The 12,157-nt window shown below is 70.8% G+C and carries 11 protein-coding genes; 7 read left to right on the forward strand and 4 right to left on the reverse strand.

Annotation, left to right across the window (positions count from 1 at the left end; genetic code table 11):
- The first annotated feature begins 125 nt into the window (after positions 1-125).
- On the forward strand, positions 126-2,222 hold the full coding sequence (locus AB0F11_RS25860) for a PIG-L family deacetylase (protein WP_362178188.1): 2,097 nt from the start codon (positions 126-128) through the stop codon (positions 2,220-2,222).
- Between the two features lie 127 nt (positions 2,223-2,349).
- Here the strand turns inward: AB0F11_RS25860 and AB0F11_RS25865 are convergent, their stop codons facing one another.
- Positions 2,350-4,107, reverse strand: a complete 1,758-nt coding sequence (locus AB0F11_RS25865; RefSeq protein ID WP_362178191.1) for a DUF262 domain-containing protein — start codon at positions 4,105-4,107, stop codon at positions 2,350-2,352.
- A gap of 199 nt (positions 4,108-4,306) precedes the next feature.
- On the opposite strand from AB0F11_RS25865, the gene AB0F11_RS25870 reads away from it, so the two are divergent.
- On the forward strand, positions 4,307-5,089 hold the full coding sequence (locus tag AB0F11_RS25870; protein WP_362178193.1) for a hypothetical protein: 783 nt from the start codon (positions 4,307-4,309) through the stop codon (positions 5,087-5,089).
- 193 nt (positions 5,090-5,282) lie between these two features.
- Here AB0F11_RS25870 and glnA read toward each other — a convergent pair whose 3' ends face one another.
- Positions 5,283-6,644 (reverse strand): type I glutamate--ammonia ligase, encoded by a 1,362-nt coding sequence (gene glnA / locus AB0F11_RS25875; protein ID WP_361906525.1) that lies wholly within the window; start codon positions 6,642-6,644, stop codon positions 5,283-5,285.
- A gap of 276 nt (positions 6,645-6,920) precedes the next feature.
- Here glnA and AB0F11_RS25880 point away from each other — a divergent pair, with 276 nt between their 5' ends.
- The 4 genes from AB0F11_RS25880 to AB0F11_RS25895 all read left to right on the forward strand — a co-directional run bounded on the left by AB0F11_RS25880 (position 6,921) and on the right by AB0F11_RS25895 (position 9,399).
- Positions 6,921-7,352 (forward strand): hypothetical protein, encoded by a 432-nt coding sequence (locus AB0F11_RS25880; protein ID WP_362178196.1) that lies wholly within the window; start codon positions 6,921-6,923, stop codon positions 7,350-7,352.
- Positions 7,353-7,438: 86 nt separating this feature from the next.
- On the forward strand, positions 7,439-8,104 hold the full coding sequence (locus tag AB0F11_RS25885) for a DUF3105 domain-containing protein (RefSeq protein ID WP_362178198.1): 666 nt from the start codon (positions 7,439-7,441) through the stop codon (positions 8,102-8,104).
- 74 nt (positions 8,105-8,178) lie between these two features.
- A complete protein-coding gene (locus tag AB0F11_RS25890) occupies positions 8,179-8,859 on the forward strand; it encodes a DUF305 domain-containing protein (protein ID WP_362178221.1) in 681 nt (226 codons plus the stop codon).
- Positions 8,860-8,979: 120 nt separating this feature from the next.
- Positions 8,980-9,399 carry a CBS domain-containing protein gene (locus AB0F11_RS25895; protein ID WP_362178201.1) on the forward strand — a complete coding sequence of 140 codons (420 nt, stop codon included), beginning with the start codon at positions 8,980-8,982 and terminating at the stop codon, positions 9,397-9,399.
- A gap of 24 nt (positions 9,400-9,423) precedes the next feature.
- On the opposite strand, the gene AB0F11_RS25900 is transcribed toward AB0F11_RS25895, so the two are convergent.
- Positions 9,424-10,290 (reverse strand): alpha/beta hydrolase, encoded by an 867-nt coding sequence (locus tag AB0F11_RS25900; protein ID WP_362178204.1) that lies wholly within the window; start codon positions 10,288-10,290, stop codon positions 9,424-9,426.
- The gene (locus tag AB0F11_RS25905) at positions 10,287-10,940 is read right to left on the reverse strand and encodes a DUF998 domain-containing protein (RefSeq protein ID WP_362178224.1); all 654 of its coding nucleotides are present in this window, start codon (positions 10,938-10,940) and stop codon (positions 10,287-10,289) included. Before AB0F11_RS25905 ends, AB0F11_RS25900 begins: the two co-directional genes overlap by 4 nt.
- 239 nt (positions 10,941-11,179) lie before the next feature.
- On the opposite strand from AB0F11_RS25905, the gene AB0F11_RS25910 reads away from it, so the two are divergent.
- The gene (locus AB0F11_RS25910; RefSeq protein ID WP_362178206.1) at positions 11,180-12,058 is read left to right on the forward strand and encodes an AraC family transcriptional regulator; all 879 of its coding nucleotides are present in this window, start codon (positions 11,180-11,182) and stop codon (positions 12,056-12,058) included.
- Positions 12,059-12,157: the final 99 nt, after the last annotated feature.

A 12,157-nucleotide genomic window follows, 5' to 3' on the forward strand; every position in this document is an offset into this window, starting at 1 on the left:
TCACATCCGGTCTCTTTCGGAAAGCACGAGTCATCGAGGAAATCGGTGAACCAAGTCCCCCGATTTGGCCTCTCACTGACTGCTCAGCGGTTTTTCCGCCCGGAACGACCCCAAGGCGTGACCCGATGCCGATTGCCCGCCGCCGCTTCCTCCTCGCGGCCCTGCTGCCCGTACTCACCGTCGGAGCCACCGGCGTGCTCGCCGTCGCCACCGGCGAGCAGACGTCGGCCGAGGCCACCCAGGACAGGAACCCGGCCGCGGCCATCCCGGCGAGCGTCACCTCCGGAACCGTCGTCCAGGTCGTCGCCCACCCCGACGACGACCTGTTCTTCATGAACCCCGACCTCAGCCGCACCCTCTCGGCCGGCACCTCGCTCACCACCGTCTACCTCACCTCCGGCGAGGCCGACGGCCGCAACGAGGCCAACGGCGCCGGCGCCCGCGATCCGGAGCAGCCTGCCGACCGCGCCCACTACGCGGAGGCCCGGCAGAACGGCATCCGCTCCGCGTACGCCCAGATGGCCACCGGCGACCGCACCAGCCCGTGGAAGCGCTCCGTCATACCCACCGACGGCGGCGGGTCCGCCGAGCTCGACGTGCTGGTCGCCCGGCCCGAGGTCCACCTGGTCTGGCTCCAGCTGCGCGAGGCCCGCAACCCGACCGCGGAGAACCCGGACAGCCTGCGCGGCCTGTGGAACGGGAAGATACCCGCGCTCGGCGCCCAGCTGTCCTCCGGCAGCCCGGTCAAGCAGCCGCCCACGTACACCAAGGACCAGGTCATACAGGCGATAGCCGGGATCCTGGCCCGGTACCGGCCGACGACGATACGCATGCAGGACCCGACCCCGGGCCGCTACCAGGACACCGGCAAGTACACCGACCACCAGGACCACATGTACGGCGCCCGCTTCGTGCAGGCCGCCACCGCCGCGTACGCCGAGCGGGTCGCCGACCGGCCGCGGTTCGCGGTGCAGAACTACCTCGGCTACCACAACGGCACCCTCCCCCACGCCCTGGACCCGCAGACCGCCGAGACGAAGATCGGCTACCTCAAGACGTACGCCTGGCTCGACCACGAGAACTACTGCGGCAGCCCCTCCGGCTGCGGCGACCGCAAGGTGGCCGGCAGCCCCACCGGCCGCAACTGGGCCCAGTCCCTGCGCTACGCCCGCGGCGACTCCGCCTCCTGGCTGACCTCCGGCACGCCCGGCCGGCTGTGGGCCTTCGCCGCCCTCGACGGGCAGATGGCCGTCTGGACCCGCCAGGGCCACCCGGACCGCTGGACCGGCCCCGCCCTGCTGCCCGGCACCGGCATCGACCCGGGCGCGAGCACCGCCCGCTTCCCGGACGGCCGCATCGCGGTCCTGGCCACCCGCACCACGCTCGGCCCCGGGCCCGCCGACTACCGGCGCGAGGCGGTGTACGCCGTCCAGGCCGCCCCCGACGGCCCGTTCGGGCCGTGGCAGGTGCTCGGCACCCCGGAGACGGCCGACGAGGACGGCACCTCCGCGATCAGCACCCCGTCGGCAGCAATCTCACCCAACGGGCTCCTGACGGTGTACGTACGCGACTCCCACCGCACCCTGCGCGCCCGCCTCCAGCAGCCCGACGGCACCTTCGGCCCCTGGCAGCGGCTGGGCGGCGAGGACCTGCAGAGCGACCCGGTGACGGCCACCGACGCCGCCGGGCGGCGCCACGTGTACGCCACCACCAGCAAGACGGCCGTGGCCTGGATCCAGCCCGCCCCGGGCGCCCCGCTGGAGGGCCCCTTCCCGACGGGCCTGCCCGCGACGACGGTCCCGCTCACCGCGGTCCCGGAGGGCGCGGGCATCCGCCTGTACTTCCGCCGCCCCGACTCGGGCGTGGTCCGCACGGCCCTGGTCACGGCAGGCCCCGGCGGCAAACCCCAACTCTCCAGCATCTCCGAGGCGGGCGGCCGGGCCGGCTACGGCGCGGTCGGCGTCGCGGGCCGCCTCCTGTCGGGCCGCGCGGACACGGGCGCGGTCGGCACGACGAACCTGGGCGGCCCCCCGGCCTGGACGGAATCGAAGATGCTCTACGCAGGCGCCCCGGCCGGCATCCTGGAACAGGCAGGCGCCACCACGACGGCCGTCCTGGGCCTGGACGCAGAACTCCACATCACCACCACCCCCCCAACCACCCCAGACCCCACCCAACCCCCCCGAACCACCTGGCGCCGCGCGGTGGTTCCGGGGATCTAGGGGGCGCTGGCGCGGCGGCAGTGCGGCGGCGCGGGCGCAGATGGCCATGGGCCCGCGCGCTCGGACCGTGGGGTTCGCGGCCGAGCGCCGCGAACCCCCGCCAGACCACCGGGGCATCCCAAGGGCATCAGGCCCAGCGGCTCCCGTTCGGCCACACCTCGAGGGCATACTCCGCCAACTTGGCCTGCCGGGCCATGATCCCGTCCACGCGCCACCGCCAGCCCTCACCATCCCAGAGGCGGTCGATGCCGGTCCGCGTGGAGATGAGGAGCGCGGAACTGCTGTAGAGGTGGGCCTTCTCCGGGTAGCTGAGGTTGGCGACCGCCTGGTTCCTCTTGCCGGCGAGGAGAGTCAGGTTCCCGAGGCGGCTGACCCAGTCCTCGTGGTCCTCCAGTCTCAGTTCGCCTTCGGGCTTCTGGGGGTAGATGTTGTCGACGTGCACCTTGCCGTCTCCGAGCACGACCTCTTCGTGGACGTCGTTCTTGAAGCGCAGGTGATGCTCGACCTTCGCGAGCAGGTAGCGCGCCTGGGACTGCTTGGGGATCGAGGCACCCAGGAAGTCCGCACCGAACGTCTCGTCGTCCGGAATCCACCCGATGATCTTCTGCATCACGGCGTCGAGCTTGACACCTTTGGATATTTCCTTCGCCACGCTGAATATGTTCTCTTCGAGCAGGGTGGATTCACGCCTCCCCACCACCGTCCAGCGGACGTAGTAACTGACACAGGCCTCCACGAGGTCCTGCAGGGCGGAATAAGGGTAGCGGCCCGATGCAGAGAGGAGGAGAGGATAAAGTGCATCGGCACCCATCGCCTTGATCTCACCCAAAGTTGCATCGAATTCACTGTAACCGGTGTTGCCGGTGATCAGTTCTGCGTACCTTCCGGCGGCCCCTTCGAGTTCAGCCGCGAAGGCTCCGACCGTGTATTCCTGAGGGCGCTTGTCGAAATGCGCACTCAGGTCCTTGCGTATCGTCGCGTACAGGCTGTGCGACTTCACGTCCCCATGGGTGGATACCCAGAAGTGGCGCAGGAACTTCTCGATTTCCTCACGCCGATCGAATCCGTCCAGGAGGGACCTCCACGCATCATTGACGCGCGATTTCTCGAACTCGCTCCTACTCTTCTCCATGAGGAAGTTTCGCACCAGGTCCACGGTGGATAGGTCCTTGCCTCGAGAATTGATCGTCTCGAACACCTCGTTCGCATCGCTCGACGAGGGGGTCTGGATCTCGACGAAAACCAACCCGTTGATCAGGCATTCGCGGAGCGAGTCGAGGTAGTCCAATCTGGATTCGTCGTCGACATATACCTGGAGGCGCGTTCCGATCTTGGTGCGGAAGTTGTTGTAGGCATCCAGGATGAGGCGATGCGAAGGACGACTCGGCTCCTCGATCCTCGGGCACTCGCCGGTGATCTCGCTCCAGTCCTGGATGTAATCACGGAAGAAATCACGGTCGAAGAGCGAAAGCACCAGGAAGTACTCCATCGGCTCCTTGCGTCCCGACTTCCTCGCGATGTAGTCGCGCTGGATGTTGTTGGCGCTGGACACGCCCTCCGGCGACTTCATGCCCCACAGGACGTCCCTGATGGCCGCGATCAGCAGGGTGGACGTCGTCAGCCGCTGCTGTCCGTCGAGCAGCGAACGCCCCTGCTTGGTTTCGGCGGTGATGGTGACGACGGGCCCGATGAAGTACTCGGAGGCCGACTCGCTGCCGCTCTGGCGGGCCTCCATGAACTTCTCGATGTCGGCCCAGTAGACGTCCACCTCCTTTTTCGTCCAGGCGTACTGCCGTTGACTGTCGTCGGGGACGGTGACCACCGGATTATTGGCACCGATCAGCTGGCCGAGAGTTTGCCGCTGGGCCTGCTTGATGATGGCCACGTAGAGAACCTCCAGTCGACTCGGGAAGCACGAGCGTACCCCTGGCGGCGCGAGACACGCGGGGGAAAGCGGACGAACGACGAGGTGCGACCCCGCTGATGCCACCCGGCGGCACCGGACCCCGGGAGGGCCGGAAGTCGACTGGTACATTTCGGGGGCCGAGCACCGCGCTCGGGTGCCGAAAGCCGAGCAGGGGGACATGACTTACTCGAACGAGAACACCGCCGCACATCACTTGCACACTCTCCTCGCGCAAGTCCGCGTCGCGAACGGCACGATCGCGGAGGCCTGGGCCGGCGCCCTGGACACGGAATGGGGCACCCATGAATTCGCCCGACGGCATTCCGAGGTCGTCAGCCTCCTGCAGATGACGATTCGGCAGCTGAGCGCCCTACCGGAAAGGTCGCGTATCCGGTGCGAGCGCCACGTGAGTGCGTGGTGGACGGCCGTGATGCAGCCCGTGGTGAATTGGATGGACACCAACCGGTCCCCGCTTTCCGTCATCGACGAGGACAAGCTCGACCACCTCGAATCGACGGCCGAATTGATCTCGGGAAACCTCGCGGGATCCGATGCGGCCCCGCGCGGCGGCGATCTGCACGAAATGACGCAGCGGTGCGAAGAATGGATCGAGCTGCTGACATCGATGGGAGACGAGGAAATCGAAGGTCCCATACGGGACCAGTTGATTTCCCAGCTGCGCCATCTGATCTGGCTGGCCGGGCACGCCGGCATCTTCGGTGGGGCGAGAGTGGCCGAAGAGGCGAGTACCGTCATCGGCTCCCTCGCTCGGACAGGGGCGACCCTGGTCAACATGCAGGAGGGAAGTCAGACCGGCTGGAAGAAGGCCCTCCTGGCCCTCGTTGCGGCGTGCGTCGTGTTCAACACGGCCGCGCCCATCTTCCAGGAATCGATCACAGCCGGCGCCGGGTTCGCCAGGGAGATCGCCAACGTCGTACACGATGCACAGGCCAACGAATGACGTCCTGATGACCCAGACTCAATTCGACGCCGGATAAGCCCAGTTGACCTCCACCAGGCCCTGAAGAAACGATCCTGCGTCCGGTTGACGCCCAGCCGACGGAGGCCTCCAGGGAAAGCCGGTCGGACCGACGGTTCACGACCGTCGGCCCGACTGCGGAGACCGTAAAACTCCGGGACTCGCCGGCCCCTGGTTAGAGCACCGGGAGGTTCTTGCGGAGTTCGAAGGCGGTTACCTCGGAGCGGTATTCCTCCCACTCCTGCTTCTTGTTGCGGAGGAAGAAGTCGAAGACGTGTTCGCCGAGGGTTTCGGCGACCAGTTCGCTGCGCTCCATCAGGGAGATGGCCTCGCCGAGGTTCTGCGGGAGGGGTTCGATGCCCATGGCTCGGCGCTCGGAGTCGGACAGGGCCCACACGTCGTCGTCGGCGCCCGCCGGGAGTTCGTAGCCCTCCTCGATGCCCTTCAGGCCGGCCGCCAGGAGGACGGCGTACGTCAGGTAGGGGTTGGCGCCGGAGTCGATCGAGCGGACCTCGATGCGGGACGAGCCCATCTTGCCCGGCTTGTACATCGGGACGCGGATCAGCGCCGAGCGGTTGTTGTGGCCCCAGCAGATGTACGAGGGGGCCTCGCCGCCGGAGCCGGCGGTGCGGGCCGAGCCGCCCCAGATGCGCTTGTACGAGTTGACCCACTGGTTGGTGACCGCGGAGGTTTCGGCCGCGTGCTTCAGCAGGCCCGCGATGAAGGAGCGGCCGACCTTGGAGAGCTGGTACTCGGCGCCGGACTCGTAGAACGCGTTGCGGTCGCCCTCGAAGAGGGAGAGGTGGGTGTGCATGCCCGAGCCCGGGTACTCCGAGAAGGGCTTCGGCATGAAGGTGGCCTGGACGCCCTGCTCCAGGGCGACCTGCTTCATGACCAGGCGGAAGGTCATGATGTTGTCGGCCGTGGAGAGCGCGTCGGCGTAGCGCAGGTCGATCTCCTGCTGGCCGGGGGCGCCCTCGTGGTGGCTGAACTCGACCGAGATGCCCATGGATTCGAGCATGGTGATCGCCTGGCGGCGGAAGTCCATGCCCACGTTCTGCGGGGTGTGGTCGAAGTAGCCGGAGTTGTCCGCCGGGCTGGGGCGGGAGCCGTCCAGCGGCTTGTCCTTCAGCAGGAAGAACTCGATCTCCGGGTGGGTGTAGAAGGTGAAGCCCAGGTCGGAGGTCTTGGCGAGGATGCGCTTGAGCACGAAGCGGGGGTCGGCGTACGAAGGGGAGCCGTCCGGCATCAGGATGTCGCAGAACATGCGGGCGGTCCCCGGTGCCTCGGCGCGCCAGGGCAGTATCTGGAAGGTGCCCGGGTCCGGCTTGGCGATCATGTCGGACTCGTAGACCCGCGCGAAGCCCTCGATGGCCGAGCCGTCGAAGCCGATGCCCTCGTCGAAGGCCTGCTCCAGCTCGGCGGGGGCGACGGCGACGGACTTGAGGAAGCCCAGCACGTCGGTGAACCACAGGCGCACGAAGCGGATGTCGCGCTCCTCGAGCGTCCGGAGGACGAATTCCTGCTGCTTGTCCATGCCTTCATCCTCGCAGTTCAGACGGCCTGTGCACCACTGCCCTCGGGGGAGGGCGGGCGGTCGGGTTGCCAGTATCGCCAGCGGTGGTTTCCGCCACATTACGCACCCCCGAAAGGTCGTGGCACCCCCGCACTGACCTCGGGTCCCTCATGAGCACTACCATCGGCGGCCATGGGGGGCTGGGAACACGTGCGACACGGGCGCATCGGGCGTCACGCGCCTCGGCGCGCCGCGCCGGCGGGGGCCCGCTCGGTCCTCTCCCCCCTTTCCTCCTTTTTGGTCCTTTCGGCCCTCTCGGTCCTCTCGGCCCTCTCCATCCTGCTCGGCGCGCTGCTGCTGTGCGTGCGGCCGGGTGGGCAGCACGCCGTGGCAGCGGCCGTACGGGGGCCTGCGGCCGCCGCGCCGGTCGTCGATCATGCCGCCTCCCGAGCGCCCGCCGGGACGCACTCCGGGTCGCCCGCCGGTACGCACTCCGGGTCGCCCGCCGGGCCGCACGCCGTGTGCGTCGCCCCCGGCGAGCTGCCGGGCTGCTCCCCGTTCTCGCACGTCACCCCCGGCGTCCTGCCCGCCCCGCCGCCCGCCGTGCCCGTGACGGCCGCCGCCCAAGACCCCGTCGTGCGCCCCGCCGACGGCGCGGGCCCGCTCCGGCCGCACGAGGCGCCCGCCCGCGCCCCCGACCTCCACGCCCTGCAGGTGCTGCGGAGCTGACGGATCCGGCGCGCAGCCGCTCCGGCGGCGTACGACCGCGCCCACCGGATCCACCTCCACCCCCTCAGCAGTAAGGAACTGGGCACATGGCCGGTACGACCCCCACCGACAGGAACTCCCGCCAGGCGCGCATAGCCGAGATGCGCCGGGCCGAACGCTCCCGCGAGCGGCGCAACAAGGTCGTCGCGATCACGGTCTCGACGGCCGTCGCCGCGGGCCTCGTCGGCTTCGGCGCATGGGTGCTGATCGACCGGAAGAACAAGGACGCGGCCGCGGCGAAGGCCGTCGAGGCCGCCCGGACCGCCTCGGTGTCCGAGGAGCAGAGCTGGGACCCCAAGACGCTGGGCCGCAACCACGTCGAGACCCCGGTGAGCTACCCGATGAACCCGCCCGTCGGCGGCGACCACCACCCGCGGTGGATGAACTGCAACGGCGACGTCTACAAGAACCCGGTCCCCCAGGTGAACGCCGTCCACTCGCTGGAGCACGGCGCGGTCTGGGTGACGTACAACGAGAAGGCGCCCCAGGCCGACATCGACCAGCTGGCCGATCGGGTGGCGAAGACCCCGTACACGCTGATGAGCCCGGTCAAGGAGCAGAGCGGCACGATCATGCTCAGCGCGTGGGGCAAGCAGGTGACGGTCGACAGCGCCGCCGACCCGCGGGTGAAGCAGTTCTTCACGAAGTACGTGCAGGGCCCGCAGACCCCCGAGCCGGGTGCGGCCTGCACCAACGGGCTGGCCGGCAAGTGAGCGGGAGCCAGGGGGACGGCCGCACGGCCAAGCGCACGACGTACTGGGCGGCCGGAACGGCGGTGCTGCTCGCGCTGCTGTTCGCGGTGGCGGCCACGGTGGCCGCCGCGAGCGGCGGGGACGGCTCCGCCGCGACGCCGGCCCGCCCTCCCGCACAGGACTCGCCGGACGCGGGCTTCGCCCGGGACATGGCGGTGCACCACCAGCAGGCGGTGGAGATGTCGTTCATCGTGCGCGACCGCACCCAGGACGAGGCGGTGCGCACCCTCGCGTACGACATCGCCAACACCCAGGCCAACCAGCGGGGCATGCTGCTGGGCTGGCTGGACCTGTGGGGGCTGCCGAAGGTGGTGGCCGACCGGCAGCCGATGGCCTGGATGGCCGCACCCGACGGCGGCGGCACCACGGACCACACCGGCCACGGCAGCCACGGCGCTCACTCCGGGCACGACATGGCCGACGGGCACGACATGGGCGGGGTTCCCGCCAAGCCCGGCGCGCTGATGCCCGGCATGGCCACCAAGGAGGAGCTGACCGCGCTCGGCGCCGCCGAGGGCCGGGACGCCGAGGTGCTCTACCTCCAGCTGATGACCGACCACCACAAGGGCGGCGTCGCGATGGCCAAGGGCTGCGCGGAGCGCTGCGTGACCCCGGCCGAGCGGGCGCTGGCCCAGGGCATGGTCGAGGCCCAGCAGTCGGAGCTCGCACTGATGGCGGACCTGCTGCGACAGCGGGGGGCTGCGCCGCGCGGGTGACGCGGCACGCCCGTACGGTGGTGGGAGGGCGCCCTCACGGCCCTCCCCCATCGGCCTCCCCGAGGGCGTCGCAGCGGGCGCGACCGCGCCCGGCCGCAACGGCACGCCAGGAGGTACGCAATGACCACAGCGGCGGACATCATGCACGCCGGGGCGCAATGGATCCCCGCCACCGAGACCCTCGACCGAGCCGCCGAGCTGATGCGCCGGCTCGACGTGGGCGTCCTTCCCGTAAGTGACGCCAACGAACGGCTGTGCGGCATCGTCACCGACCGCGACATCGTCATCAAGTGCGTGGCCAAGGGCATGGACCCGGCGCGGATGACCTGCGGCGACCTGTGCGAGGGCACCCCCCGCTGGATCGACGCGGGCGCCGACGTCTCCGAGGTCCTCGGGGAAATGGAGAGCCACCGGATCAAGCGGCTCCCGGTGATCAAGGACAAGAAGCTGGTCGGCATGATCAGCGAGGCCGACCTGGCCCAGCACCTGTCGGAGGAGGAACTGGCGGGCTTCGTCGAGAGGGTCTACGCAAAGCGCTGATCCCGCGCCGCCGGCCGGCCTCCACTAGGAGGTCGGCGGGTTCTCGGGGGCCTTCAGGATGGTGTCGGCCACGTGGGCGGGCGCGTCCAGCATCGCGAGGTGGCCTGCCGGGGCCGCCGTGGCGAAGCGGGCTGCGAGGGCGGTGGCCAGGGTGTGCTGGCGGGACAGCCAGCGCAGGGACGCCGGGCGGGTGGAGCCGTCGTGGGCCGCCAGGACCGTGGCGGGGGCGGTCAGCGGCCGGCGGGCGCGGAGGGCGAGGAGCTCGGCGGCGGTCTCCGGGTAGCGGGAGTTCTCCAGCAGGGCGCCCCGCCAGACCCGGCCGGTGCGGTAGCAGCGGCGTACGAGGTCCCGCGGGGCCGGATCGCCGCCGCCGGTGCGGGAGGCCCGTACGGCGGCGCGCCGCGCCCGGGGCCCGAGGGCTGCCGGGAGCCCGGGGGCGGTCAGGGCCCGGCCGAGCGCGCGGGCGGCGCCGGTGCGCAGCGCGGCGGGCAGGACCGGACGGGGGTCCTCCTCCACACTGCCGTCGACGAGGACCAGGGCGGCGGTGCGCTCGGGGTACAGGCGGGCGAAGGCCTCGGCGTGGAACCCGGCGATCGAGTGCCCGACCACGGTGACCGGGCCCGGGCGGCCCAGCGCGTCCAGCAGCCCGGCGATCCGGCGGGCCTCCCCGGCGGCGGTCGGCGGGGCCGCGGCCGGGCCGCTGAGGCCGTGCCCCGGTCGGTCGAACCGGATGACGGTGCGGCCCGCGGCCACCAGCAGGGCGGCGACCGCGTCCCAGTCGAACCAGGCCATGGCCAGCCCCGCACTCAGCACGACGGGCGGGCCGCTGCCCTCGACGACCACGTGCAGCGGGACCCCGTCCACCCGGACGAAGGAGCCGGGGCCGCTCACGTACGGCGCTCCGTGCGGACCGCATGCGCCAGCAGGCCGAGCCACAGGGCCACGAGCAGCACCTGGAGCCGCTGCCCGGCGCCGAGGGCCCAGGTGCCGCGCCCCGCGGTGAACAGGGCGATGGCGGTCAGGGTCCAGGCGGTCGCGAGCAGTGCCAGGACGACGAGGGCGGGGCCGTGGCGGGCGAGCGGGGCGTGTCTGCGGTAGCGGCGGGCGGCGACGGTGAGGGCGACGGTCCCGACGAGGGCGCCGGTCATGGCGAGGCTGCTGCTGACGGCATGGGCCCGGTGCGTGGCCGGGACCAGGCCGGCGGTCTCCCGGGCGGCGCAGACCGGATCCACGGTGGGGGTGCAGCTCAGCGGCAGCCAGGCGTCGGCGGCGGTGGCCGCGCCGAAGACGGTGATCCCGGCCCAGCCGAGGAGGGACCAGGGGCGGCGGTGGTCGGGGTGCCGGGCCGCCCGGAGCAGGGCGAGCAGCCCGCCCGCGAAGACCAGCAGGCCGGCGGTGAAGTCGGTGGCCCGGAAGAGACCGCCGAGCGGGCGGTCCTGGGCGGCGAGCTCGCTGACGTACGTCTCGATCGGGTTCAGGCCGGTGGAGAGGACGACTTCGAGGACCCAGGCCGTGTAGGCGGCGGCCCCGAGCCCGATCAGGACCGCGACCGCCCTCCAGGCCCGGGGGCCTCGCTCGTCGCGCTGGTCCCGCCCGTCTCGCTCTGCTCGTTCTGCTCGCTCTGCTCGCTCTGCCGGGCTTTCGGCGCGTTTGGCCATGGCGCACATCATCCTCAACACGGCATCTGCCTGGCCACACCCGACCGGACCGGGCACAGGATGTCGGGTCGGGCAGGGTGGTCCCTTCCTACGTTGGTGATCGAAAAGGGAAGGGGACCGGGTTGCTGGAGCACCTGAACCGGGCCATGGACCACATCGAGGACCACCTCGACGACACGGTCGACGCCGCCGAGCTGGCCCGTATCGCGATGACCTCGGAGTACCACTTCCGGCGGCTGTTCTCGGCGCTGGCCGGGCTCCCGCTGTCGGAGTACGTGCGGCGCAGGCGGCTGACCGTCGCGGGCGCCGAGGTGCTGGCCGGGGAGCGCACACTGCTCGACATCGCGGTGCGCCACGGCTACACGTCCGCGGAAGCCTTCGGACGTGCGTTCCGGGCCGTGCACGGCATCGGTCCGGGCGAGGCGCGGCGCACCGGTGCGGCCCTGCGCTCCCAGCCCCGGATGTCCTTCCGCCTCATCGTCGAAGGGAGTACCACCATGGAGTACCGGATCGTGGAGAAGGAGGCCTTCCGCATCGTCGGGAAGAGGGCCCGCGTGCCGCTCGTCCACGAGGGCGTGAATCCGGCCATGGCGGAGTTCATCAAGAGCCTCGCGCCGGAGACGGTACAGCGGATCACCGCCCTGTCCGACCAGGAGCCCGAAGGGATCGTCTCGGTGACCGAGGTCCTCGGTGACCGGCGGGTGGAGGGCACCGAAGTGGACTACCACCACGCGGTGGTGACCGGCGCGGAGCGTGCCGAGGGCGAGTTCGAGGGCCTGGACGTGACGGCCGTCCCGGCCGGGACCTGGGCCGTGTTCGAGAGCAGCGGCCCGTTCCCGCAGGCACTGCAGAACCTGTGGCGGGACGTCTTCACACAGTGGTTCCCGTCCAACCCGTACGCCTCCCGGCCGGGGCCGGAGATCCTGCGCACCCGGCCGTCGGCGGACTGGACGAAGGCGCACGCCCAGCTGTGGATCCCGGTGGAGCGGACGCCGGTCTGACCGGGCGGTCGTCGATGCGGCCGCGCAGCACGCGGTCGACCGCGTCGGGCTGCTCGGAGATCTCCTTGTGCATGTAGGTGTCGTGGCCGCCCATGTCGT

This window comes from Streptomyces sp. NPDC032472 (assembly GCF_040636955.1).
In the GTDB taxonomy this organism is placed as follows: Bacteria; Actinomycetota; Actinomycetes; order Streptomycetales; family Streptomycetaceae; genus Streptomyces.

Coding starts and splice junctions, on each gene's coding strand:
- AB0F11_RS25860 (WP_362178188.1), top strand. CDS start 126: ATGCCGATTGCCCGCCGCCGCTTCCTCCTCGCGGCCCTGCTGCCCGTA.
- AB0F11_RS25870 (WP_362178193.1), top strand. CDS start 4,307: ATGACTTACTCGAACGAGAACACCGCCGCACATCACTTGCACACTCTC.
- glnA (WP_361906525.1), bottom strand. CDS start 6,644: ATGGACAAGCAGCAGGAATTCGTCCTCCGGACGCTCGAGGAGCGCGAC.
- AB0F11_RS25885 (WP_362178198.1), top strand. CDS start 7,439: ATGGCCGGTACGACCCCCACCGACAGGAACTCCCGCCAGGCGCGCATA.
- AB0F11_RS25895 (WP_362178201.1), top strand. CDS start 8,980: ATGACCACAGCGGCGGACATCATGCACGCCGGGGCGCAATGGATCCCC.